The following is a 24,473-nucleotide window of genomic DNA, read 5'->3' on the forward strand; positions in this document are numbered from 1 at the left end:
TCAGCCGATGCGACGGGCGACAACGCGGGCGGGCGATCCGTCGCCGCCCGCGATGGGGAGGGCGCCGAACATGAACTCGACCCTTTCACCCGCCAGCGCCGCATGGCCAGTCAGATGCTCGCAGATCAGAATGCCGTTTGCGAGCAGGGTGCGGTGGACCGGCCAGTCGAAACCGGGTTGCCGCAGATGGTAGACGAGATCGGGCGTGGCGAAATCGCAGGCCAGCATCTTGATGCGCCGCTCCAGCAACCAGACCGCGGCTTCCGGGCTGAAACTGGGGTGCAGTTCATATTCCGGTGTGCCGAAGCGCGCGGCCCAGCCTGTGTCCACGGCCAGAATGTCGCCTTCCCGGATCAGGGGCCGGCATTGTTCCAGATCGGCGACCGAGATGATCTCGTCACAGTCCTTCTCTATGCGCCAGACCACGCCTTCGCCGCTCAGGCGGCCGGGCGGGATCGACGCCATGTCGGGGGAATGTTCGAAATAGTGGAGCGGCGCGTCCACATGGGTTCCCGCGTGCGCGACCATATGGATGTCGGTGACGTTGAACGGATCGTCGGGTAGTGAACGCAGCTTGCCGAAATGCGGTTTGGGGAAGATCGACGCGCAGGGCATGCCGGGCCCCACATCATGCGTCAGGTCGATCCATGGTCCGGTCGGCGTTACCGGCCTGTTTTCGGGCAGGTCCAGCCAGCCAAGCCAGCCACTGGGCGCCTTTGGGCATTGTTCGCACATCGGCCAAATCCTCTCACGCTTTGCGCATTTCTTTTGGGGTCAGGTTTGCACCTGGAAGGGGTCGCGGTCATTTTCGGACAGGTTGATCATCACATTTTTGGTGGTCAGGAATTCGCGCATGCCTTCTTCGCCGCGCTCCCGCCCGAAGCCGCTGTCCTTGACCCCGCCAAAGGGGGTCTGCACGGCGACAGCGCGATAGGTGTTGACCCAGACCATCCCGGCGCGAAGCGCGGCGGATACGCGATGCATGCGGTTTAGGCCCTGCGTCCAGATACCCGATGCAAGGCCGAAGCTTTGATCGTTGCCGATCGCGATGGCTTCATCCTCGGTATCGAAGGGGATGATGGATAGCACCGGTCCGAAGATTTCCTCGCGGGCGACCCGCATCTGATTATCGACGTCTGCGAAGATGGTGGGCTTCACGAACAGGCCGTCGCGCAGGATACCCTCCCGCGCCGCTTCGCCGCCGGTTATCAGGCGCGCGCCATCCTGTTTGGCGGACTCGATGAAGGACAGGATGCGATCAAACTGCGGCTGGTTGGCGGCGGTGCCCATTTCCGTCGCCAGGTCGAGCGGATCGCCCAGGCGGATATTCTCCGCGCGCCGGGCAAGCTCCTCAACCACTGTGGCATAGACGGGACGTTGCACCAGCAGGCGCGATCCGGCGATGCAAGTCTGGCCGGTTGCGGCGAAGATGCCCGCCAAGGCGCCGACGATAGCCTTTGGCAGATCGGCGTCATCGAAAATGATGTTCGGCGATTTGCCCCCAAGCTCAAGGATAACGGGTGTAAGATTGCGGCCTGCCGCAGCCGCTATTTCCCGGCCGCCATGACTGCTGCCGGTGAAACTGATCTTGTCGAGGCCGCCGCCCTCCACAAGCGCCTTGCCGGTGCGGACGTCGCCGGTGACGACGTTGAAAACGCCTTTCGGAAAACCGGCTTCCTCGAACAGCTTGGCAAATTCCAGTGTGGTGACGGAGGCGTGCTCGGAAGGTTTCACGACCACGGTGTTGCCCGCCGCCAGCGCCGCGGGCACCTTGTTGGCGAGTAGCGCGATCGGGGAGTTCCAGGCAGTGATCACCCCGATCACGCCCAGCGGCTCCATCGTCGCATAGTCGAATATATCGGTCCGATCGACCGGGATGACCTTGCCAAAAATCTTGTCCGCATAGCCGGCGAAGAAACGGAATACGCGGGCGCAAAAGCGCATCTGGGCACGGGTTTCGCGAACCACCTTGCCATTATCGGTCGATTCCAGCGTGCCGAGCCGGTCGGCGTCCCGATCGATCAGGTCGGCCAGACGGTGCATCAGCCGGGCGCGCTCGACGCCGGGTACGCCGCGCCAGCGCTTTTCGAACGCCTCGCGGGCCGCGGCAACCGCGGCGGCGACGTCGGTCTGATCGGCCTGGGCAATGGTTGCCCAGCTCTGCTGATTGAAGGGGTTGAGGGTTGGAAAGCGCTCATTCGATGCAGGCGGCACCCACGCGCCGCCAATATAAAGATTATAGTCCTGCTGCACCGTCACTGTGATCCTCTCGCGCTTTTTTTCAGGAGTAACGCGCCGGAGCTATGCCCTCCAATATGTTTCTGTCTGACGAGAATAACGCACGCTTATGGTGGTGCGCCGTTCGCCATAAGCAAAGCTTCTCCTGAATACCGATTGGATATTGGCTTTCGCTCGCCGGACTTCGGATGGCTTTGGTCGAGTGGCGACCGCCGCCGGAAACCCGTCGAAGCATGGGAGAGGAAAATGACGATCTGGAAATCGCTGCGGGCCTTTGGGTGCGCATCCCTTGCGATCTGCGGACTGGGGGCAGAGGCTGCCACTGCATCGACGCTAAACGATATTTGCGGCGAATGCCGTTTCGAAAAGGTTGTGACCTGCGGCCAGTTCCTGGAAGGGATCAATTTCGACAAGAACGGCGCTGCATGGGCCGTCAGCCTGTTCAGCGGCGACATCATCAAGGTGGTCGACGGCAAATGCGTTACCAAAGCCAAGACCGGCGGCCACCCCAATGGCGCACGCTTTCACAAGGACGGGCGGCTTTTCATCACCGACAATGCGCGCGGCATTCTGACATATAACACAGACACCGGGGCGATGACCGTGATTGCGGACAAGGTGGATGGCAAGGCGTTCATCGCCAATGACCTGGTTTTCGACGAGGCGGGCGGCATCTATGTGACCCTCGCCAACAATTCCAACTTCATCGACCGGATCGGGCGGGTCGCCTATTTCGCGCCCGGCTCCGACAAGGCGCAGATCATTGCCGACAATCTGCCCTATCCCAATGGCGTAGCGCTCACGCCGGATGGCAAGTTCGTCAATATCGGACTCTATGGCGCCAAGACGATCATGACGATGCCTTCGGTGTCCAATGCGCAGAGCAAGCGCGGTCCCTATGTCCTTGCCCATACCGATGGCGGGATCGGACCCGACGGCATGACGATGGACAGCGATGGCAGGCTATACTGGGCGGAATTCTTTGCCGGCGCGGTGGGCATCGCTGACACGGACGGCTTCGTGCTTGGCTATCTGAGATTGCCGGCGGGCGCTGGCCGCTGGACGACCAACCTGACCATCCATGACGGCCATCTGTATGTGACGGAGGCGGACAAGGGCGAAATCTGGCGGGTGGCTGTCACGGTCAAGCCGCAGCCATGATTTGCGCAGCCACGGAAGGCGCTTTGCTGGCATAAGATTTCGATATGCTGATGGCCGTCGATTACATTGTAATGCATGCCACCCGATCCTAACGTGCGGCATAATCACTATAGATTAATAGAGGGATGCAGCGTGGAAGCACGGGCTGGCCAGCATGAAGGGCCTTATGATTTCATCGTCGTTGGCGCGGGCTCCGCAGGATGCGCGGTCGCCAATCGCCTGTCGGAAGATGGCCGTGAACGTGTCCTGCTGATCGAGGCGGGCAGGAAAGACAGCAGCATCAACATCCATATCCCGTTGATGGTGGTGAACCTGCTCAAGGACCCCAATCACACCTGGCCGTTCATCACCGAGCCGCAGACCGCGCTGAAGAACCGCACGCAGTTGTGGACGCGCGGCCGGGTACTTGGCGGGTCCAGTTCGATCAACGGCAATGTCTATGTTCGCGGCGATCCGGCGGAGTTCGATAGCTGGGAGGCGATGGGCCTGCCCGGCTGGGGCTGGTCCGACATGCTGCCCTATTTCAAGCGGATGGAAAGCTATCGGCAGGGCGATCCGGCGGTTCGCGGCCATGACGGGCCGATCGGCGTGACCAGCCTCAAGCATTTCGACAAGCTGGCCGACGCCTTTGTCGAGGCCGGATGTCAGGCGGGCTTCGATTATGTCGAGGATTATAATGACGGCCATTATGAGGGCGCATCCTATCTGCAATATTCAACGAAGCGCGGGTTTCGTTCGTCCTCGGCGGTCGGGTATCTGAAGCCCGCGCGCGGCCGGGCCAACCTTGACGTGATGGTCGATGCGCTGGTGACGCGCGTGATCATCGAGAATGGCGTTGCGACGGGCGTAGAGGTAAGGCGCGGGAACGACCTGACGCGCATCGATGCACGGAAGGAAGTGATCCTGTCGGCGGGGCCGGTGCAATCGCCCAAGCTGCTGGAACTGTCCGGGATCGGGCGCGCGTCGCTGTTGCGCGAATATGGCATAGAGGTGCTGCGGGATATGCCAGCGGTGGGCGAAAATCTGCTCGATCATCCCAATACGCGCCTGACGTTCGAATGCACCAAGCCGATCACGATCAACGATGCGCTGCAGCGCCCGACCGTCAAGGTGAAGGAGGGGCTGAAATTCGCACTGTTCGGCAAGGGGCTTTTGTCGATCTGTTCCGCCGTGGCGCATATCGTCATGCGTAGTTCGCCCGACGAACATCGCGCCGACCTGAAGCTGCAGCTTCAGCCATTTTCCGGCAAGGACCGCTATGCGCGGCGGCCGCAGGATGGGCTGGATGCCCATTCCGGCTTCACTATCGGGGTCATGGGGCTGCATCCGCATTCGCGCGGCTGGACCCATATCCAGTCGCCTGATCCGGTGGCATATCCCAAGATCGATCCGAAATATTGCGATGATCCGCATGATGTCGGCGTCCTGCTCGCGGGCATCAAGGCGGTCAGGAATGTCGCCTCTTTCCCCGCCATGCAGGAGATGATTGTCCGCGAAACGCGCCCCGGCGCCAGCACCAGCACCGATGAGGAAATTATCGACTATATCCGGGAGACGACGCAGACGACCTGGCATATTGTCGGCAGTTGCAAGGCGGGGACCGATGCAGAGGCGGTGGTCGATCCGCAATTGCGGGTGCGCGGCGTCGGCAACCTGCGCGTGATCGATTCTTCGATCTTCCCGACCATCCCTTCATCCAACACCAACGCGCCGACCATAGCGTTGGGGGAACGGGGCGCAGACATCGTGCTGGCGCAGTGGCGCAATGACCGGAAGGCGGCCGCCTGATGCGTATCGAGCGGATAGAGCTTCGCGTCACCGAACTGCCCGTGCGCCTGAAGCGCACCTTTTCCAGCGGCAGTTATGATACGGGACCGGCGGATCAGCTCCTGGGCAAACCGGTGGTGCTCAAGATCCATGCCGAGGGCGTGACGGGGATCGCCCAGATCCGGCCGATCAGTCCAGGGCATTTCGTCGCCGATACCGTGCATAGCGTGATCGGCGCCATCAAGGACATCTATGGGCCGCTGCTAATCGGCCGCAGGATCTGCGATCTGGAGGCGATCGATGGGCTGCTGACATCGCGCCTCGCCGGAAATCCGGCGGCGCGGGCGCTGATCGACATTGCCTTGCACGATGCGTTGGGCAAGGCGCTGGGCGTGCCCGTCCATGACCTGATCGGTGGGCGGGCGAATGCGGTGATCCCGCTGGAATGGTCCGTCAGCCTGTATGACGATTCGGCGCAGATGGTTGCCGATGCGCGGCGCGCCGTCGAGGAATTCGGCATTCGGGTGCTGTGCCTGAAGGCCGCGGGCAAGGGTGGCTGGCGCGCCGATGTCGCCAATTTCGAACTGGTCCGCAAGGCCATTGGGCCTGACATCATGATCGGCGTCGATCCCAACACAGGATGGACCGCAGCGGATACCGTTTCGGTGCTGCATGCGCTGCGCGATATGGATGTGGGCTATTGCGAACAGCCGGTCGAGCGCGCCAACCTGAAAGCCATGTCCGCGATCCGGGCGAAGGCGGGCGGTGTGCCGATCATGGCGGACGAAAGCCTGTTCACGCTGCAGGATGCTGCGCGCATCGTGGATGCGGAAGCGGCTGACGTATTTTGCATCAAGCTCTACAAAGTTGGCGGCCTTACGCCCGCCCGCAAGATCGCCGCTGTTGGTGAAGCGCACGGCATCGGCATCAATTGCGGCGGTCTGGCGGTTGCTTCGCAGCTTGAGGCGGCAGCGGCTGCGCATTTCTGCGCTTCGGTTCCGGCGGCGCGCACTTTCGGTGCGGCGGAGTTCGTCTTTGGCGTTGGCGTCATGGGTGATGATCCGCTCATCGCGGACGGGGCCATGCGGATTGTGGACGGAGCCGTGACCGTCCCGACAGGCCCCGGGCTTGGCCTGACGGTCGATGAAGCGGCGCTGGAACGCATGACGCTCCAGAAGCTTGATGTGACGCGCTAGACCTTGTTCAATTTTGATTGAATTAAAATCTCGGTCTAGTCCTTTGTTATTTCGTGATTTCCGAGCCGTGAAATGTTCCATTTCACTCGAAATCACTCTAGCCCGCCAGCTCCCTAAAATTCATGCACTGCCCGGCGAACCCGGAGCGGCGTCAGATTGGGCGCGACCGAATGGACGAAATCGAGCAGGAAGGACCGCAAATAGGTGTTCCGGCGCAGCACGATCTTGATCGTGCTTGACGGCAGCAGGTGGGATGCGTCGCGAGCGCGAATGCCCACATCGCGTTCGGGATCATAGGTCATCGCCGCAAGGATGCCGATGCCAAGCCCCATGCCCACATAGGTTTTGCACACGTCGGCATCGATACCGCTCATCACGATCTTCGGCTCCAGATTGGCGTCTGAGAAGGCCTTCATCACCTTCCAGCGCCCGCTATATCGCGTGTCATAGGTGATGATCGGGTAACGCGCGATTTCCTCCAGCGTCAGTTCGGGGACGGCGAGGATAGGATGATCAACCGGAGCGACGATGCAGCGATGCAGGTCGAAGCAATCGAGTTTCACCAGATTGGGGAAGTCACGCGTCGTTTCGGTGCCGATCGACAGGTCGGCGTCGCCCGCTTCGACCAATGCGCAGATTTCTTCCGGATCTCCCTGCTTCAGCACCAGCTTGACGTCCGGATAGCGGGCCACGAATTTCTCGACGACCTTGGGCAGCACATAGCGGGCCTGGGTATGCGTCGTTGCTATGGTGAATACGCCGTGATTGCCGGAATGCATGTCCTCCTTCAGCGATTTCAGCGCCGCGACATCCGTCGCGATCCGTTGTGCGATGGAAAAGACCACATTGCCCGGCTCGGTCAGGCCGATGATGCGGTTTCGCGTGCGCAGGAATATCTCGAAACCCAGTTCCTGCTCTAGCAACTGTATCTGGCGGCTCACGCCGGGCTGGGACGTATTGAGAGCGTCCGCCGCCGCCGACAGATGGTTGTTCTGCCGTACGATTTCAACAACATAGCGGAGTTGCTGGAGTTTCAATCGGAAATCCTCACCATAAGATTTCGGTATGGCAGAATGCTATAATATTACGTGCGCGTATAAAGCAATCCCCTAATCTGTTCCCGGTACCAGAGGCACGCAAAGGCAAATGTCCGGTTCTACCGGGCTTGCCCAGGCTCTGCCGCTGGCCGTCTTCAAGAGAGAGCGATCGCGCTTTCCTGGATCAAAGGGGTAGGAATGCCGGAACAGCAACAATCCGACTATGACGTTCTGGTGGTCGGCGGCGGCAATGCCGCGCTTTGCGCCGCCATCAGCGCGGTAAACGCCGGCTGCAGCGTGCTTGTGCTGGAGCGTTCGCCGATCGAGGAGCGGGGAGGGAACTCGGCCTATACCGATGGCCTGATGCGCACAGTCTATGACAGCGCAGACGATATCCGCGCCTACTGCCCCGACCTGACCGATGAGGAAGTCGCGATCAGCGATTTCGGCACCTATACCGAGGAGAAGTTCTTCGACGATATGGGCGAGATCACCCAGTATCGCACCGATCCCGACCTGTGCGAGATACTGGTCAAGGGCAGTCGCGAGACGATCCTGTGGATGCGCGATCAGGGTGTTCGCTTCTTCCCCAATTTCGGCCGTCAAGCCTATCGCGTGAATGGCCGCTTCAAATTCTGGGGCGGGGCGACAATTGCGGTGGCGAGCGGGGGTCCCGGTCTGGTGGAGGCTTTGTTCAACGCCGCGGAGAAGCGCGGCGTCGAGATACGCTATAACGCATGGGTGCGCGATCTGGTGCGCGACGAAAGCGGCATCGCTGGCGTGACGCTCATCAACGAGCAGGGAAATACCGAAACCATTGGCGCACGCGCGGTCGTGCTGGCCTGTGGCGGCTTCGAAGCCAATGCCGAATGGCGTGCGCGCTATCTGGGACCGGGCTGGGATCTGGCGAAGGTTCGCGGATCGCGGTTCAACACCGGCGACGGGCTTTCGATGGCGCTGGCCGCCGGTGCGCAGCCCTATGGCCACTGGTCGGGTTGCCATGCCGTGTCGTGGGAACGCTATGCGCAGGATTTTGGCGATCTGGCGCTCACCCCGCAATATCAGCGGCATTCCTATCCGCTCTGCATCATGGTCAATCGCGATGGAAAGCGGTTCGTCGATGAAGGCGCTGACTTCCGCAACTACACCTACGCCAAATATGGTCAGGCAGTGTTGCAACAACCCGGCCAGGTCGCGTGGCAAGTCTATGATTCCAAGGTCAATCACCTGCTGCGTGACGAATATAGGACGCGCTACGTCACCAAGGTTGCCGCGCCGACGATCGAGGAGCTGGCCGATCAGATCGGCGAGATCGACAAGGAGCAGTTCCTTGCAACGGTCAGCGAGTTCAATGCGTCGGTAAAGACCGATGTCCCGTTCGATCCCAATATCAAGGACGGGCGCGGCGCAAGCAGCAATGGCGTTGTCCGCAGCAACTGGGCCAACACCATCGATACCGGGCCATTCGAGGCTTATGCCGTGACCTGCGGCGTGACCTTCACCTTCGGTGGCGTAAAGATTTCGACCGAGGGCGAGGTGCTGGACACCAATGGCGGCGCGATCCCCGGCCTGTTTGCGGCCGGCGAGATGGTCGGCGGCATATTCTACTTCAACTATCCGGGCGCCAGCGGCCTCACCAGCGGGGCGGTGTTCGGCCGTCTCGCGGGCGGTAGCGCCGCTGCCTACGCCAAGACCATTTCGCGGAAGCCTGCGCTCTCCGTCGCCTGATCATTTTTCGAAGAAAGACCTTCCATGAACGCTCCAACAACCTTTGTCGTGCCGGGCGCCACCCGTGACATCGCTGAGTTCGCCGCGAACCTGCAATATGCCGACATTCCCGACGATCTGATCCTCAACGCCAAGCAGTGCATCCGGGACAGCCTGGGCTGCGGCGTGTTCGGCGCGCCGACCCCGTGGGTGCAGGCGGTCGTGCGCACCGTCAACCTTCTGGGCCAGAAGCCCACGGCAAGCGCCTGGGGCATGAAGGTCAAGGTCGATCCGCTTGGCGCGGCCTTCATCAACGGCACGGCCGCGCAGGGCTATGAGCTTGATGATTGCCATGATCAGTCGATGTCGCATTATGGCGCGGGCGTCGTACCGGCGGTGATCGCTAGTTCCGAAGGCGCGTTCGGCGCGTTCGACGGCAAGGACATGATCCGCGCGACCGTTGCGGGCTATGAGCTTGGCACGCGCATCGGCAACACGGTCAGCCCCTCCGCCTTCCATCGCGGTTTCCATCCCTGCGGCCTGACAAGCACATTCGGTTCGGCGGCGGCGATCGCCAAATTGCTCGACCTCGACACCGATCAATATGTGAGCGCGCTCGGCCTCGCTGGCAGCCAGGCGGCGGGTCTGATGGCGGCGCAATTCGGTGCGATGGCCAAGCGCTTCCATTCCGGCAAGGCATCGCAGAACGGCATCATCGCCGCGCTTTGCGCACGCGAAGGATTGACGGGCGTCCGCGACGTGCTGGAGGCGCCCTATGGCGGCTTCTGTTCGACCTACTCATCCGAATATGATCTGAGCTTCGCCACCAACGGCCTCGGCAGCGACTGGGAGATGCGGCGCAACGGCTTCAAGCGCTACTCCTCGCTCGCCAGCAGCCAGACTTCGGTCGATGCGCTGCGCGCGATCCGGGAGAAGGCCGGGATCAAGGGCGAGGATGTCGCCAAGGTGCGCATCGGCACGACCGAGATGGTCTTTGTGCATTGCGGCTGGCCCTATGTGCCCAATGGCGAGACGATCGGCGCGCAGATGAACCTGCCTTATACCGGCGCCGTGACACTGCTGGAGGGCAACGCCTTCATCGACCAATATACGGACGACAAGCTCACCGATCCGACGATCATCGATCTCGCCAACCGCATCGAGGTCTATGTCGACCCCGAGCTCGACGCGCGCGAGAAGCATCAGATGCGCGCGGTGCGCGTCACCGTCACCATGAAGGACGGCTCCGAACATTTCCACGAGCAGACCTATCGCAGCGGCCATTGGCGCAACCCGATGTCGGAGGAGGTGCTGAAAGAGAAGTTCCGCGACCTGGCCAGCCGTCAATTGACCAAGGAAGCGGTCGCCGAGATCGAGCGCATCATCGACAATCTCGAAAATGAGGAAGCGCCCGCCGCCGCACTTGGCGCCGCGCTGCAGCAGGTGCGCTGACATGACGCTTTCACAGACATTCGCCGCCTTCGCTGCGCATTATCCCTCGGCCGACATGCCCGCCGCCGTGCGGGAAGCGGCGCGGTGGCACATGATCGATTCGATCGGGGTTTCCATCGCAGGCGCCAATCCCAAGGAGGAAAGCGGCAAGGCCTTCGGGCAACTCACGGCGGACTGGGGGGCGGCAAAGGGGGCTTCGCTGTTCGGCCTGGACACGCAGGCGCGCGCCGAGCTTGCCGCGCTGGTCAACGGATCGCTGGCGCAGGCGCTGGAGATGGACGACAAACATGGCTCCTCCCTGGCGCGGCCGGGTTCGACGGTCGTGCCGGCGGTGCTGGCGGCGGCGGAGGCGGACGGCCTTCCCCTTTCTGCGGCGATCGATGCGGCCGTGGTCGGCTATGAAGTGATGATCCGGCTTGGTTTCGTCGCGGGCGACCGCTTCCTTGAGCGCGGCTATCATACCAGTTCGCTGATCGGGTCCTTCGGCGTTGCCGCGGCCATCGGCAGGCTGCGTGGAGCGACGCCGGAACAGATCGCCGATGCCATGGGAATTGCGGGCACCTTCGCCTCTGGCATTCAGGAATCGACCCGTACGGGCTCGACCTCCAAGATCCTGCACGGCGGCTGGGGCGCACATGCCGGTATGCTGGCCATCGATCTGGCGATGGCCGGGATTACCGGACCGGATACGGTTTTTGAGGGCAAGTTCGGCTTTTTCGAGACCCATCTGACGCCGATCACCGGCCAGCTTGATTTCGCCCGCGCCGCTGAGGGGCTGGGTAGCCGCTGGTATCTGCCGGAAACGGCCTACAAGCCCTATCCCTGCTGCCAGCTTCTCCATGCCTTCATTGAGGCTTCGAAGCAGGTGCTGGCCGATTTCGCTCGCGACGGCGTGACGGTTGACGACATCAGCAGCGTGCATTGCCAGCTTGCGGAGCCGGGCCTAACGCTGGTCACCGAGCCGCGCGACCGGAAGAAAGCGCCGCAGACGCCGCATGAGGGGCGGTTCAGCCTGTTCTTCGGCGTGGCGGCGGCGTTGGTCGACGGCGATGTCGGGCTGGAGACATTCCTGCCCGAACGGCTGGAGGATAGCCGCATCGTGGCGCTGGCCCAGAAGATCGAGGCTTCGGTTGATCCGGAGTCCGACTATCCGGCGCATTGCCCTGCGCGGCTTACCGTCGAAGCGGCTGGGCGGACCTATTTCAAGCATGTCCCCTATCACCCCGGATCGCCGGAGGCGGCGTTGTCGCGCGCCGATGTGCTGGCGAAGTTTGAGCGCAACACGCGCTGGTACTTCGGCGGTGAGGCCGTGTCGGTCGCCGAGGCGATGGGCGAGGCGTCCGAAACCGGATCGATCCTGGACATGTTGCGTCACAGCCGCCGGGCAGGGGCGCTGCGGCAGACGTCATGAGCGCCATCGAGCGTTTCGATCGCCTGTTCATCGGTGGTGAATGGGTTGCGCCGCATGCGGGCACCCATATCGCCACCATCGACCCGTCGACCGAGGATGTCTGGGCCGAGGTTGCCTCCGCGGATCAGACCGACGTGGAACATGCCGTCGCCGCCGCCAGAGCGGCGATGCAGGGTCCGTGGGGCCGCACCGCGCCAACGCAGCGGGGTGCGCTGATCGCCAAATTCGCCGATCTGGTGCGCCGCGACGCGGCCAGGCTGGCGGAGATTGAAAGCCGGGACAATGGCAAGCCGCTGCGCGATACGCTGGGCGAAGTGCAGCGCGCGGCGGACTGGCTGACCTTCTTCGCCGGGGCCGCCGACAAGGTGAATGGCGACCAGATACCCTATCGGCCCGATGCTCTGGCCTATACCCGGCTGGAGCCGGTGGGCGTGGTCGTCGCGATACTCCCCTGGAATTCCCCGATCTCGCTGGCTTCGTGGAAGCTGGGGCCGGGCCTTGCCGCCGGCAACGCCATGATCCTGAAACCGGCCGAGCAGACCCCGGCAAGCATGGTCGCGCTTGCCGCGCTCGCGCTGGAGGCGGGCTTTCCTGCGGGCGTCATCAATGTGCTGCCCGGTGACGGCGCGGTTGGCGCTGCCCTGTCCGCGCATCCCGGCGTGGCCAAGGTCAGCTTTACCGGGTCGCATGACACGGCCATCCGCATCATGCAGAGCGGCAGCGTCAACCTGAAACGCTGTTCGTTCGAATGTGGCGGGAAGTCGCCCTTCATTGTGTTTGAGGATGCCGATTTCGACAAGGCTTTGTCGGTTGCGACGCACAGCGCGTTCCGCTCGACGGGGCAGTCCTGCTCCATGGCCTCCCGCATCTTCGTGCAGCGTCCGCTCTATGCGCGCTTCGCGGCGGAGCTGGCCGGTCGTGCGGCGCGGATACGCCCCGGCGCGCCGTTCGACCCCCGGACGCATATCGGGCCGCAGACGTCCGCCGAACAGCGCGACAAGACCGAAAGCTATATCGCGCTTGGGAGAGAAAGCGGGGCGAAGGTGCTGGCGGGCGGCGGGAGACCGGCGGGGCTTCCCAAGGGCTATTTTGTCGAACCGACCGTTTTTGCAGACGCCGACAACCGGTCCAGGATTGCCCAGGAAGAGATTTTCGGTCCGGTCACTTCGGTCATGCCGTTCGACACCGAGGACGAAGCGATCGCCCTGGCCAATGACACGCGATACGGCCTGGTAGGGGGGCTGTGGACCAGGGACGTGTCGCGAGCGCACCGGGTTGCGGCGCAGATCGAAAGCGGGCTGGTTTCCGTCAACACCTTCCGTCCCGTGCATTTCATGCTGCCCTATGGCGGATATAAGATGAGCGGGATCGGCCGGGAAAACGGCTTTGATGCGATCCGCGCCTTCACCGAGACCAAGACGGTCGTGGTGGACCTGTCAGACGCCATCCCGCCCGATCCGTTCGCGGACTGAGAGGGGCGTTCTTTACCTCTGGCCTTACCTCTGCACCTCCAGGCATCAGGAAAAGGCGCGGGCGCTGAATACCGACCAGCCGGTGGCGTCGGCAAGGCGCTCCAGAGCGACGGTGCCCAGATGCGAATTGCCCGTTTCGTTGAGGCCCGGCGACCAGACGGCGATGGATGCGACGCCGGGCACGATGGCGAGGATGCCGCCGCCCACGCCCGACTTGCCCGGCATGCCGATGCGATAGGCGAAGTCGCCCGATGCGTCATAATGGCCGCAGGTCAGCATCAGCGCGCAAATGCGCCGCGCCCGCCGTTCCGACACGACGCGGCCACCGGCGGGATGCGCGCCGCCCAGCATCAAGAATCGGCCTGCGAGGGCTAGCTGGCTGCAGCTCATCTCGATCGCGCACTGGTGGAAATAGGTGCCGAGCACGAGGTCGACCGGCTGGGTGATATTGCCGAAGGCGCGCATGTAATTGGCCAGCGCAATGTTGCGAAAGCCGGTTTCCGTTTCCGATTTCGCCACGGCATTGTCGACGGCGATGCTGTCATCCTCCGTCAGATAATGGAGGAAACGGAGCTGCTCGCCGATGGCTTCGCGCGGACGATGACCGGCGAGGTTGATGTCGGCAATAACTATGGCCCCTGCATTTATGAAGGGGTTACGGGGAATGCCTGCCTCCCGTTCGAGCTGGACGATCGAGTTGAATGCGCTGCCGGAGGGTTCGCGGCCGACCCGTTTCCATAGCTGATCGCCGACCTTGCCGAGAGCCAGGGTGAGGGCGAACACTTTCGAAATGGACTGGAGGGAGAAGCCGGTGTCGGCGTCTCCGCCTTTCACCATGCGGCCATCGGCGGTGGCGATGGCTATGCCGAAACGCGCCGGATCGATCTTGGCCAGTTCGGGAATATAGGATGCGACCGCGCCGCGATCATCGGCGTCGCGCATCTGCCCAACGATGGTCTCGATGATTCGGGTCAGGTCCATGGCAATGGCATAGCGCGGCGCAGGGACGGTGGGACAGGAAAAGCCATGCAAGAGCGATGGACTTTTCCCCCTCCGTCCCGCCATAAGCCGGGGATGCGCTATATTCGTCCGCTTCTTTCGATATCGCTGGTCTTGATGACAGCGCCGGTCCACGCCGACCCGGAACCGCAAAATGTGCCGTTCAGGCTGGAATATCTGGAAGGGTTGAAGCCCGGATCGGAGCCATCCACCGAGGCAGAGCCGTCCACTGAGGCAGAGCCGACGACGGTGCCGGAACCGGCCCAACCCGCGCCCGGCGGCGATCCCGCGGCGATCGAGGAAGCGTCGGGCGGACGGCTGGGCATCGCGCTGGTCGACAGCAAGGGCGCGATGCTGCTGGGCTTCAACCGTGAGGAGCGGTTCGCCATGTGCTCGACTTTCAAGGCGCCGCTGGCCGCCGCCGTACTGATGGGTGCGGAGCAGAACCGATATGGCATGGAGGGCACGCTGCCCATCAAGCAGACCGACCTGCTGGACTATGCGCCGGTGGTGAAGGCCAATCTGGCGAAGGGCAGGATGCCGATAGCCGATCTGGCCAAGGCGGCGGTTCAGGTGAGCGACAACAGCGCCGCGAACCTGCTGCTGCCGCTGGTCGGCGGGCCGCAGGGGCTGACCGCCTTCTTCCGCAAGCATGGTGACGAAGTGACGCGGCTTGACCGCACCGAGCCGGCGCTCAACGAGAATGCGCTGGGCGACGAGCGCGACACCACCAGCCCGGCGGCGATGGCGACGGTGATGGCGCGCCTTCTGTTCCAGGACATGCCTGCTCCGGCGGCGGCGCAGTTGCGCGGATGGCTGGAGGGCAGCACGACCGGCGGCAAGCGCATCCGGGCGGGGTTGCCCGCCGGATGGAAAGCTGGAGACAAGACCGGTTCGTGCGGCACGGCGTTCAACGATGTCGCCGTGCTGCGGTCGCCACGCGGCAATGATTATGTGCTGGCCATCTATCTCGACCGCCCGACTGTGCCGGACGCCAAGGCCGACGCGACGATCGCGGAGGCGACCCGCGCAGTGATGGACATGCTGGTGCGGATCGACCGTGGCCGGGGCGGCTGAGCGGGGTTTTCCGGGCTGTCCGATCTGTCGAAGTTGCGGAAGTTGCGGGTTGTGAGATGTTTTTGCGGGGAAAGTCGCAGAAAGGTCGCATGTTGGTCTCATGTGCGTCGCATGTAGGTCGCAGGTGCGTCTCATCTGAGTCTCACCTGCGTCGCATCCATGTCTCATGTGCGTCTCACCTGCGTTGCATGTGAGTCCCGGTTGGGTCGCAATACAGTCGCAGCCTGGTTGCGCTCTGGTCGGATGTGGCCGTGCTCCTGCGTTGGCTTCGCCGCCCTTCGGGTCGCAGGAGCAGGGGGGGCGCGCCTCGCTTCGACCTGCGCGGGCATGACGTATGGGGAGGGCATAGTCCGGGCGTTCCGCGAACATGATGGGCGCGCGGTGTAGCATCGGACGGGGCGCGTAGGACAGGATCATTGGGGATGAGTCAGGCGGCTGCCGTTCCGCCCTTCGTCACCCCGGGCTTGACCCGGGGTCCCGCTATACTTCTGGTTTCAAAAGTTCAGCAGATGCGGCGGTCAGGATCGACTGACAGATCGGAGTTTGGCACCCCGTGTCTTAGCCATGCGCCCCAAGAAAGCGGGACCCCGGGTCAAGCCCGGGGTGACGGGATCGGGAGAGTGCGTACTACGACTATCCCTCGTCCAAGGGACAGGAGCCGGGCGGTCCCCTATATCCCGAACCGCGCGGTGATGCGGATGTCGCGGCCGGCGAGGGGGGCGAAGTCCTTCAGGAAGCTGGCGTGGCGGCGGGCCTCCACGTCGAAGATGTTGTTGGCCGACAGGATGATGCTGGTCTGGCTGTTGTTTGCGAAGGGCTTCACGGACAGGCTGGCATTAACGAGCGTGAAGCCGTCGGTGGGGGTTTCGCTGGCGTTGATGCGATTCTGGTCGAATGTGTGCTCCACCTCGGCGCGGGCGCTCAGCCGGTCGCCCTGTAATTCCAGGCCGCCGAGCAGGCGGAGCGGGGGGATGCGTGGGGCGGGGCCGGAACCAGTGACGGTCGCGCGGACATAATCGGCAAGGCCGTCGGCGTTAAGCGCGAATTCGCCAAGCTGGGCCAGCTTGACCGAGCCTTCCGCCTCAAAGCCGTAATATTTTGCCTTGGCCTGGAAATTCTGGAAGCAGGGAAATTCCAGATGCTCGCCGCCATTGACCGCCTCGCAGGCGGCATCATCGACCATCGTCTCGTAAATATAGTTTTTGAAACGGTTGTGATAGGCGGAGAGCGAGAAGGTATAGCCCTCGCCCTTGCCGCGCAGGGTGGCCTCTACGCCCAAGCTGCGCTCCTTGTCGAAGGCCGGATCGCCCAGCTCGAACGCCTGCGTTCCGGCATGATTGCCGCGTGCGAACAGTTCCTCGGCAGAAGGCGCGCGTTCCGTGCGGGAAAGGTTGAGGCCGACGCGCCAGCCGGGAACGATCTCATGGCTTGCGCCCGCCGAAAGGGACACGGTGTTGAACGTGCGGTGGAAGGCGTCATTGCCCAGATCCTCGTCGGCATCGGCAGACAGGATGCTGTGTTCGAACCGGCCGCCAGCCTCCAGCCGGGTTGCACCAAGGTCCAGCGACTGCAGTGTGAAGATGCCGAATTGCTGTGTCTCATTCTTCGGCAGGAATTTCTCCTCGCCGATGACGTGGAAGTCGCGGATCATGAACTGGCCGCCAATCGCACCCTCCCAGCCGCCGACCTTCGACTGGATCAGCTCCAGGCGGGATTCGACGGACTGGTTGTAGAAGGTCGTGCCGACTTCGCCGCTGCTTTCGATTTCCTCATGCTGGTAGTCGGCCCAGCCGGTGCGGAAACGGATGGCATCAAGGAAGCCGCCGCCGGTGTGCACCTCTCCGCGAAGATCGGCGCGGGTCTGCTTCATGTGGAGGCGGACATCCTCATGGCCGTGGCTGTCGCCTTCCTCTTCATCACCATGATCGTGATCGCTGTGATCCTCCAGATCCCAGCGGCCGGGCACGCCGTAGAAATTGTCGATATGATTGACCGAGAAACCAAGATTGCCGGTGTCGGTGATAAGGGCCATGCCCCCGGCCACTTCCCAACTCTTGGCCGCGCTGTTGGGCAGTTTGCCGCGCAGATCGGCCAATTCCGAAATCTCCGGGTCACCGTTCGCCGCCGCTTCGGCGCGGGCGCTGGGGGAAAGGATATAGCTGCCGGTGTCGAGATTACCGGTCTTGGTCCAGCTTCCGTCGGCATGAACGACGATCTTGTCGCCGATCGGCACTTCGATCTTGCCCATGCCAGTGCGTTCATTGGCGGCGGAGCCGTAGGTGGCCATGCCATCGATATGGATCGGTTCGTCGGGGACGTGACGGGGGATGCGGCTGTCGATGACGTTGACGACACCGCCGATCGCGGAGGAGCCGTAGAGCAGGGCCGCCGGTCCGCGCAGCACCTCGATCCGCTCCGCCGTCAGCGGGTTGATCGCCACGGCATGGTCGACCGAGGTGTTGGAGACGTCAAAGCTGCCGATGCCATCCGTCAGGATGCGGACGCGCTCGCCCTGAAAACCGCGCAGGATGGGACGGGAAGCGTTGGGGCCGAAGGAGGTGGAGGAGACGCCTGCCTGCCGCGAGAGCGTGTCGCCGATTGTCGGGCGCATCTCGCGCGTCAGTTCCGCGCCGGTGACGACCGAGGTGCCTGACAGGATGTCATTCTGACTGCGCGGGATGACGCCGGTGATCACAATGTCGGTGGATTGCTGATCATGATGGGCGTCGCGCCCCTGGCCTGTATCATCGTCGGCAAGGGCGGGTTGTGACAGTGCAAGCGCGAAGAGGGCGGAACCGGCGAGAACTGTCGAACGAAGCATAGGGGATAACATCCTGATTCGGTGGGGATGGCTTCTCCTAAATAGGATGATACAACATATCAATCCCTGTTGTGCGATGCGGTATGATTTGGCGATGAGATGTGGTTTTTGTGCTGTGGGGGTGTAGTAGGAAAAAGGGGGCGAGATGTGTGTTTTTCGGCGGTTCGCCGCATGCCGTGCTCCTGCGAAGGCAGGAGCCCAGTCCCACCGTCTGAACTGGACTCCTGCCTGCGCAGGAGCACGGCCGGGAAAGTCTGGTCTCCGCCTTCGCAGGAGCACGCTGCAGCTAACGGGGAAAGCCTCGCCGCCGGCTCACACGATCAGCGGAACAGATATTCCGCCAATGACGATATGACGGGATCGTCGCGCATATCTTCCCGCACCGCCTGGCGCACTTCCACGGGTGGCAGGGGATCGACGAGCGGCAGGCGGCGGATGCCGGGCATTTTGCCGAAATCGCGCGCCAGCAGCCCGAAGGCGGCGAAATAGCCGGCGCCATCGCGTACCGCAGTCATGATGTCGTAGAGATTGTCGGTTTCAAGCGCGGGATGCCACAGATCGACGCCGCCACGGATCATGGCGTTGTCGAGAATGGGCCGCAGGGGATTGCGCGAACCGAGCAGCACCGGCCGCACCCCGACCAGATCCTCCACCGTGATCGTTTCCTGCTGCGCCAGGGGATGAGCTGCACCGATGAAGATGGAAAGGCTCTCGCTCCAGACATAGCGGGATTCGAAGCGTTCGCGTTCGCCCATCGCGTAATAATAGACGATATCGACCTCTCCAGACGCCAGCAGTGGCTCAGCCCGCATGGCCGTGAAGGCATCCAGTTCCAGCGCGATCGCCACATCCGGGTTGGCCTGCTCGAAGGCGGTCAGCGCTTCCTGAAAATGCCCGAATACGGAGGGGTGTGCGGCAAGCGTCACTTGCTGCTGGGCATGTTTCAGCTCGACGACGGGCGCCGGGGCGAGGGGCGGGGCCGGTTCGGGATCGTTCGCCGGGACAGGCAGGGGCACGGCAGCGAACAGGGAGATGACCGTCGGCGGCGGCACCGTCGCCGGGGCGGGCGCGGCAAAGACGACGCGCACGGCGAGCGTGTTGACGATGGGAAGCGGGACGACCTTTTCCGAATCCTGCGCCGGAGACGAATCGTCCAGCGCTTCTTCCGCAAGGACCGGAGCCTCCTCCGTCAATGCCGGTTCCTCGATGGGTTCCGCTATGCCGCCGCTGGCGTCCAACGGTTCGGGCGACAGTTCGAGCACTGGCTCTGGCGCAAGTTCAGTGAGTTCGAGCGGCTCGTCCGTCACCCATGACATGCGCTTTACGGGTGGCGGCCATTCGATGTCGTCGAGTGCCGGCGCGGCCTTGATCAGCGTCGAAGGCGAAGGCATGTCGTCGAGCGCCGCGGGCGCCGGCAGGGGCGCAGCTTCCGGTTCTGCAAAGTCCGCAAGCTCCAGAATGTCCGATGCTTCATCCAGGAGCGTAGGCTGTTCCGTCTCAAGCTGTTCGTCGGGAACAGGGGCGGATATCGCCTGCTCCGCCGGATCATCCTCAAGGTCCTGAGGCGCATCGGCATTTTCCGCCGATACTGTCTCCAGCGAGGGAGCGGGATCTGCGGCATATGGGATGTCCGCCTCATCCTCCGTGATGACCTCCGGCGCGGCGGTTTCGTCTTGTGAGGGGATTTCCTGTTCGATTTCCGCAGCCACGGTGGGCGTTGGATCAGGAATATCCTCGGCCCCAGTCTCCTCTGCCGCAGCCTCTGCGGTCTCCGTCTCCTCGGCTGCGATCTCCGCGACGCCAGCTTCGTCGCTGGCAGGCTCCTCCACCTGCGGGGCGGGCGCTTCCGCTTCCTCCTGGGGAGATGCGCCCGCGGTGAGAAGCGCCATGGCGTCGACCGTCTTCTGGCCGATCGGGGTCAACGTGAAATCCGTGCCCTCAATGACGAACAATTGGTGGCCCAGCCGATGCTGGAGCGCGCGCAACTCGCTCTTGACCGCCGCTTCCGCCATGCCGAGCGCCAGCGCGCAGTCGGCAATATTGCCCGATGCGACCATCTGCGCGAAGATTTCAAGTTGCCGCAAGGTAGGCGTTGTCATTGCGCAACGATACGCGAAAAACGCTTTGTGGTTAATCCCCATAAGGTGAAGCGCTCGTGACGGCGCACCGCTTTGGCGCAACCGGCGAAAAGACCAGCCCGGTGCGGAACGATAATGGACGGATTTGCGGCTAAGCGTTCAGCGCGGAGCCTGTGGCGAACCGACTTCCAGGATACAGCTCGTCCGGTCGTCGCTGTCCGCATTGTCGGTGATGCAGTCGAGCACCTTGGGCAAAATGGGCGTGTCGAATTGCACGCCGATCCTGCTCCCGCTGCGCCAGCGGACCTGGCAGAGACGAGGCTCGACCATGCCGGTGATGGTCAGCAATATGATGGTGCCGGGCGTGAACAGATTGAGAATGCTGCTGCAATCCACTTCGGCGCATAGGTCAAGCTTGGCGCCGGCAGAGGAAATGTCGATCGTGCGGACCCGGATCAGCGATGTGGCGATGCGTACCCGCGCCGGTTCGGAGATGGTGACGCGGGTCGGGCGAACGGCGTGCGCATCATCAAGCCCGGCCTGATCCAGACGCGCAGCATCATTCGCTTCAAACCCGGTTGGCAGCGCCAGCGATGTCCCGTTCTCGACGAACATAATTCGACCTTCCGTTGCTGCCGGGAACAAGGCGGTCAGGCGGGTTAACAAAAGGTTACCCTCCGAAACCGGAGCATGCGGACTTAGACTAATGTCGCATAATGCGCTGCTCTGGGCCGCAGAAGGATGATTTTACCGGGGCCGGCGGGCGCGCGCGATGCGCCGATTCGCGGGACTGTTTCGGGGATTTCCAAGCGGACCTCTTTTCTTCTAAGGATTATCCATGAACGAACCCGCGCCCCAGGAACGCCCGGCAGCAACCACGATCATTTTCCGCGACAGGCCAGGCTCCGCTCCAGAGCTGCTGTTCATGGAGCGCTCAAGCGGCATGGCCTTTGCCGCCGGTGCGCTGGTCTTTCCGGGCGGTGCGGTGGATGCGGAGGATTTTGCGTTCGCGGCGTCCATGGACACGGCGCTGGCGGTGGACGAAGCCGCCGCCCGGATCGGCGCAATCCGCGAGACGCTGGAGGAAAGCGGGCTGGCCATCGGGTTCCGGGAAGCGCCCGATCATGGCGTCGCAGGCAAAATCCGTGAGGCCATGCTGGCTGGCGAACCCTTCGCCGCGTTGCTTGCGGGGGCGGAGCTGGCGCTGGATCTGGACAGGCTGGTGCCGTTCGCGCGATGGCATCCCAATGTGAAAGAGGGCGCGCCGCGCGTGTTCGATACCCGTTTTTACCTGGCCCGCTGGATGGAAGGCAGCCCGGAACCGACGCCGGACAGCACGGAGAATGTCCATCTGTTCTGGGCGACCGCGCAGGATGTGCTGGATCGCCATATCGGCGGCGAAGTGAAGATCATTTTCCCCACGCGGCGGAATCTGGAGCGGCTGGCTCCGTTCCAGTCCTTCGATCAGGCGGTGTCACACGCCAGCCGCTATCCGGTGGAGAAAGTAACGCCCTGGATAGAGGATCGGGACGGACGCCCCAGCCTCTGCATTCCTGAAGGCATGGGCTATCCCGTAACCCATGAGGCCCTGGAAACCGCGTTCAGGGGCTAGGGCTGATCGACATTCCGTTCTAGGCCAATCTAAGCTTCAGTCCTGGGCGTCAGTTCTGGGCCAAGGCTTCCGCCTGCCGCGCCAGGAACCCATAGCGCTGCGCCATCTCCCAATGCAGCCGGCATATATGCGGATCGGCCGCGAGTTCGGATGAGCGCATTTCCTGCATCTCCCGGTTGCGGTAAAACGCTGCGTCATCGTTCCTGTTCATGACTCTCGCTCCCGTCGAAGGCGGAAAGCGCGACTATAGCATATGCGAAACGACAGGCCTTGATATGGATCAACATGACCGGAAAGAGATGTCCGGATGCCACTCTGCGGCGCGTGGCAAGCAAAAAGCCCGCTGAACCATGCGGCTCAGCGGGCTTTTCGTGGTGGGCGTGGCAAGGATTGAACTTGCGACCCCTGCGATGTCAACACAGTGCTCTACCACTGAGCTACACGCCCACGGGAAGGGAGCCATTAGCGGGGGTCCGCAGGGCGCGCAAGCGGGAATCGCGATAATTTGGCGCAAGACGCTGGACAGCGCCGCCAACCCTCATAAGCTGCTTCATCAAAGGGGAAATCATTCATGCAGCCAAGTCTGACCGACCAGCCGCCGCCTGCGCCTGCGCCATTCTACCGGCATCTCTATGTTCAGGTGCTGACGGCGATCGCTCTGGGCGTGGCTGTGGGGCATTTCTGGCCGGAAACCGGGGCAGCGCTGAAGCCGCTGGGCGACGCCTTCATCAAACTGGTGAAGATGATCATCGCGCCTGTCATCTTCCTGACGATCGTGACCGGAATTGCCGGGATGCAGGGGCTGGGGACGATCGGCCGGGTGGCGGCGAAAGCCTTCGCCTATTTCCTGACCTTCTCCACACTGGCGCTGTTCGTCGGCCTGGTCGTCGCCAATGTGGTGCGGCCGGGGGAGGGTCTGAACATCGATCCAAACACGCTCGATGGCAGCAAGGTGGCCGACTTCGCGACCAAGGCGCATGACCGGACGCTGATCGATTTCCTGCTGAACATCATTCCCGACACGCTGGTATCGGCAGTGGCGGAGGATAACATCCTGCAGACGCTGTTCGTCGCCATCCTGTTCGGCATTGCGATGACCCTGATCGGGGACAGAGGCAAGCCGCTGATGGACGTGCTGCAGGCGGCCAGCCATGCGATCTTCCGGCTGGTTTCCATCCTGATGAAGGCGGCGCCGATCGGCGCATTTGGCGCTATGGCCTTCACCATCGGCAAATATGGGGTCGGGACGCTGGCCAATCTGGCGGGGCTGGTCGCGACATTCTATCTCACCTCCCTGATCTTCATACTGGTCGTGCTGGGCGCGGTGGCGTGGTTCGCCGGGTTCAATATCCTGAAACTCATCCGCTATCTGAAGGCGGAGCTGTTGCTGGTGCTTGGCACGTCCTCGTCGGAGGCGGCGCTGCCCAGCCTGATCGAGAAGATGGAGCGGGCCGGGTGCCGCAAGTCGATCGTCGGGCTGGTGGTGCCGACGGGCTATTCCTTCAATCTGGACGGGACCAATATCTACATGACGCTGGCCGCGCTGTTCATCGCGCAGGCGACCAATGTGCATCTGTCTTTCGAGGAGCAGTTGCTGCTGCTGCTGGTGGCGATGATCAGTTCGAAGGGCGCGGCGGGCGTCACCGGCGCAGGGTTCATCACGCTGGCGGCGACCCTGTCCATCGTGCCGTCCGTGCCGGTCGCGGGCATGGCGCTGATATTGGGCGTCGACCGGTTCATGAGCGAATGCCGCAGCCTGACCAACTTCATCGGCAATGCGGTGGCGACGGTCGTCGTGTCCGCATGGGAGGGCGGCCTGGACCGCGAACGGTTGAACGCGGCGATGGCGGGGCAGCCGCTGCCCGCGACGCCGGATATGCAGCGGGTGATTTGAGCGGGGGTCTGCCGTGATTTGGAAGCGGGTTCCTGCGAAGGCAGGAACCCAGTGCGGGCCGTGGGACTGGACTCCTGCTTTCGCAGGAGCACGCTGCTTTTAGAAAACGCCTCGCCCAAAAGGATTGGGGCGTGGGCTTCCGCTCAGTTCAGTTCGCTGGCGGCGGTGGTGTCGAACATCCGGTCGACCTCAAACACCAGGTCGCGCAGGTGGAAGGGCTTTGACAGCACCTTGGCCTGCGGAACGGCCTTGCCGGCCTTCAGCGTGACGGCCGCGAATCCGGTGATGAACATGACGCGCATTTCCGGCGCGACGCTGGCGGCGTGCTGGGCGAGTTCGATCCCGTCCATCTCCGGCATGACGATATCGGTCAGCAGCAGGTCGAAGCGGTCCGATTCGATCAGCGGAACAGCGGCGGTGCCGCGATCCACGGCGACAACCTCATAACCGGACTTTTCCAGAGCGCGCGAAAGATATTGGCGCATCGCGTCATCGTCTTCCGCCAGCAAAATCCGGACCATCGCGTCGCTACCCCTTGTTCACGCCCATGA

19 protein-coding genes and 1 tRNA gene are annotated in these 24,473 nt (G+C 62.9%); 10 read left to right on the forward strand and 10 right to left on the reverse strand.

Annotation, left to right across the window (positions count from 1 at the left end; translation table 11 throughout):
- Together BHQ40_RS01515 and BHQ40_RS01520 are read right to left on the reverse strand one after the other, a co-directional pair.
- Complete coding sequence (locus tag BHQ40_RS01515; protein ID WP_070151475.1) at positions 1 to 735, reverse strand: cyclase family protein; 735 nt, start codon at positions 733 to 735, stop codon at positions 1 to 3.
- Positions 736 to 774: 39 nt separating this feature from the next.
- On the reverse strand, positions 775 to 2,259 hold the full coding sequence (locus tag BHQ40_RS01520; RefSeq protein WP_253183219.1) for an aldehyde dehydrogenase: 1,485 nt from the start codon (positions 2,257 to 2,259) through the stop codon (positions 775 to 777).
- Positions 2,260 to 2,484: 225 nt separating this feature from the next.
- Here BHQ40_RS01520 and BHQ40_RS01525 point away from each other — a divergent pair, with 225 nt between their 5' ends.
- From BHQ40_RS01525 to BHQ40_RS01535, 3 genes are all read left to right on the forward strand, one after another.
- Entirely contained in the window at positions 2,485 to 3,399 is a 915-nt protein-coding gene (locus BHQ40_RS01525; protein WP_070151479.1) for an SMP-30/gluconolactonase/LRE family protein, read from the forward strand.
- Between the two features lie 132 nt (positions 3,400 to 3,531).
- Entirely contained in the window at positions 3,532 to 5,187 is a 1,656-nt protein-coding gene (locus BHQ40_RS01530; RefSeq protein ID WP_070151481.1) for a GMC family oxidoreductase, read from the forward strand.
- On the forward strand, positions 5,187 to 6,362 hold the full coding sequence (locus tag BHQ40_RS01535) for a mandelate racemase/muconate lactonizing enzyme family protein (RefSeq protein WP_070151483.1): 1,176 nt from the start codon (positions 5,187 to 5,189) through the stop codon (positions 6,360 to 6,362). Before BHQ40_RS01530 ends, BHQ40_RS01535 begins: the two co-directional genes overlap by 1 nt.
- 113 nt (positions 6,363 to 6,475) lie before the next feature.
- Here BHQ40_RS01535 and BHQ40_RS01540 read toward each other — a convergent pair whose 3' ends face one another.
- Positions 6,476 to 7,399 (reverse strand): LysR substrate-binding domain-containing protein, encoded by a 924-nt coding sequence (locus BHQ40_RS01540; protein ID WP_070151485.1) that lies wholly within the window; start codon positions 7,397 to 7,399, stop codon positions 6,476 to 6,478.
- A 198-nt stretch (positions 7,400 to 7,597) separates the two neighbouring features.
- Between BHQ40_RS01540 and tcuA the strand changes: the two genes are divergently transcribed.
- The 4 genes from tcuA to BHQ40_RS01560 are packed head-to-tail and all read left to right on the forward strand — an operon-like array spanning position 7,598 to position 13,441.
- On the forward strand, positions 7,598 to 9,127 hold the full coding sequence (gene tcuA, locus BHQ40_RS01545) for an FAD-dependent tricarballylate dehydrogenase TcuA (RefSeq protein ID WP_070151487.1): 1,530 nt from the start codon (positions 7,598 to 7,600) through the stop codon (positions 9,125 to 9,127).
- Between the two features lie 24 nt (positions 9,128 to 9,151).
- Positions 9,152 to 10,558, forward strand: coding sequence for an MmgE/PrpD family protein (locus BHQ40_RS01550; RefSeq protein ID WP_070151489.1), 1,407 nt, complete (start codon positions 9,152 to 9,154; stop codon positions 10,556 to 10,558).
- Between the two features lies 1 nt (position 10,559).
- Positions 10,560 to 11,969, forward strand: a complete 1,410-nt coding sequence (locus BHQ40_RS01555; protein ID WP_070151491.1) for an MmgE/PrpD family protein — start codon at positions 10,560 to 10,562, stop codon at positions 11,967 to 11,969.
- On the forward strand, positions 11,966 to 13,441 hold the full coding sequence (locus BHQ40_RS01560; RefSeq protein WP_070151493.1) for an aldehyde dehydrogenase family protein: 1,476 nt from the start codon (positions 11,966 to 11,968) through the stop codon (positions 13,439 to 13,441). The genes BHQ40_RS01555 and BHQ40_RS01560 overlap by 4 nt, the downstream gene beginning before the upstream one ends.
- Before the next feature lie 45 nt (positions 13,442 to 13,486).
- Here the strand turns inward: BHQ40_RS01560 and BHQ40_RS01565 are convergent, their stop codons facing one another.
- On the reverse strand, positions 13,487 to 14,422 hold the full coding sequence (locus BHQ40_RS01565) for a glutaminase (protein WP_070151789.1): 936 nt from the start codon (positions 14,420 to 14,422) through the stop codon (positions 13,487 to 13,489).
- 135 nt (positions 14,423 to 14,557) lie between these two features.
- Here BHQ40_RS01565 and bla point away from each other — a divergent pair, with 135 nt between their 5' ends.
- Complete coding sequence (gene bla / locus BHQ40_RS01570; RefSeq protein ID WP_083276636.1) at positions 14,558 to 15,517, forward strand: class A beta-lactamase; 960 nt, start codon at positions 14,558 to 14,560, stop codon at positions 15,515 to 15,517.
- Positions 15,518 to 16,187: 670 nt separating this feature from the next.
- On the opposite strand, the gene BHQ40_RS01575 is transcribed toward bla, so the two are convergent.
- The 3 genes from BHQ40_RS01575 to BHQ40_RS01585 form a co-directional block, all read right to left on the reverse strand.
- Positions 16,188 to 18,338 carry a TonB-dependent receptor gene (locus BHQ40_RS01575; RefSeq protein ID WP_070151497.1) on the reverse strand — a complete coding sequence of 717 codons (2,151 nt, stop codon included), beginning with the start codon at positions 18,336 to 18,338 and terminating at the stop codon, positions 16,188 to 16,190.
- Between the two features lie 320 nt (positions 18,339 to 18,658).
- Complete coding sequence (locus tag BHQ40_RS01580) at positions 18,659 to 20,437, reverse strand: LysR family transcriptional regulator (protein WP_070151500.1); 1,779 nt, start codon at positions 20,435 to 20,437, stop codon at positions 18,659 to 18,661.
- A gap of 138 nt (positions 20,438 to 20,575) precedes the next feature.
- Positions 20,576 to 21,031 (reverse strand): PilZ domain-containing protein, encoded by a 456-nt coding sequence (locus tag BHQ40_RS01585; RefSeq protein WP_070151502.1) that lies wholly within the window; start codon positions 21,029 to 21,031, stop codon positions 20,576 to 20,578.
- A gap of 223 nt (positions 21,032 to 21,254) precedes the next feature.
- On the opposite strand from BHQ40_RS01585, the gene BHQ40_RS01590 reads away from it, so the two are divergent.
- Positions 21,255 to 22,028, forward strand: a complete 774-nt coding sequence (locus tag BHQ40_RS01590) for an NUDIX hydrolase (protein WP_070151504.1) — start codon at positions 21,255 to 21,257, stop codon at positions 22,026 to 22,028.
- A gap of 49 nt (positions 22,029 to 22,077) precedes the next feature.
- Here the strand turns inward: BHQ40_RS01590 and BHQ40_RS26010 are convergent, their stop codons facing one another.
- Positions 22,078 to 22,239, reverse strand: a complete 162-nt coding sequence (locus tag BHQ40_RS26010; protein ID WP_171905729.1) for a hypothetical protein — start codon at positions 22,237 to 22,239, stop codon at positions 22,078 to 22,080.
- A 161-nt stretch (positions 22,240 to 22,400) separates the two neighbouring features.
- Positions 22,401 to 22,475, reverse strand: a tRNA-Val gene (locus tag BHQ40_RS01595).
- Between the two features lie 124 nt (positions 22,476 to 22,599).
- Here BHQ40_RS01595 and BHQ40_RS01600 point away from each other — a divergent pair.
- Complete coding sequence (locus BHQ40_RS01600; protein ID WP_070151506.1) at positions 22,600 to 23,922, forward strand: dicarboxylate/amino acid:cation symporter; 1,323 nt, start codon at positions 22,600 to 22,602, stop codon at positions 23,920 to 23,922.
- Positions 23,923 to 24,065: 143 nt separating this feature from the next.
- Here BHQ40_RS01600 and cpdR read toward each other — a convergent pair whose 3' ends face one another.
- The gene (gene cpdR / locus BHQ40_RS01605) at positions 24,066 to 24,443 is read right to left on the reverse strand and encodes a cell cycle two-component system response regulator CpdR (protein ID WP_070151508.1); all 378 of its coding nucleotides are present in this window, start codon (positions 24,441 to 24,443) and stop codon (positions 24,066 to 24,068) included.
- Between the last annotated feature and the right edge of the window lie 30 nt (positions 24,444 to 24,473).

This window comes from Sphingobium phenoxybenzoativorans (assembly GCF_001757355.1).
Lineage (GTDB): Bacteria > Pseudomonadota > Alphaproteobacteria > Sphingomonadales > Sphingomonadaceae > Sphingobium > Sphingobium phenoxybenzoativorans.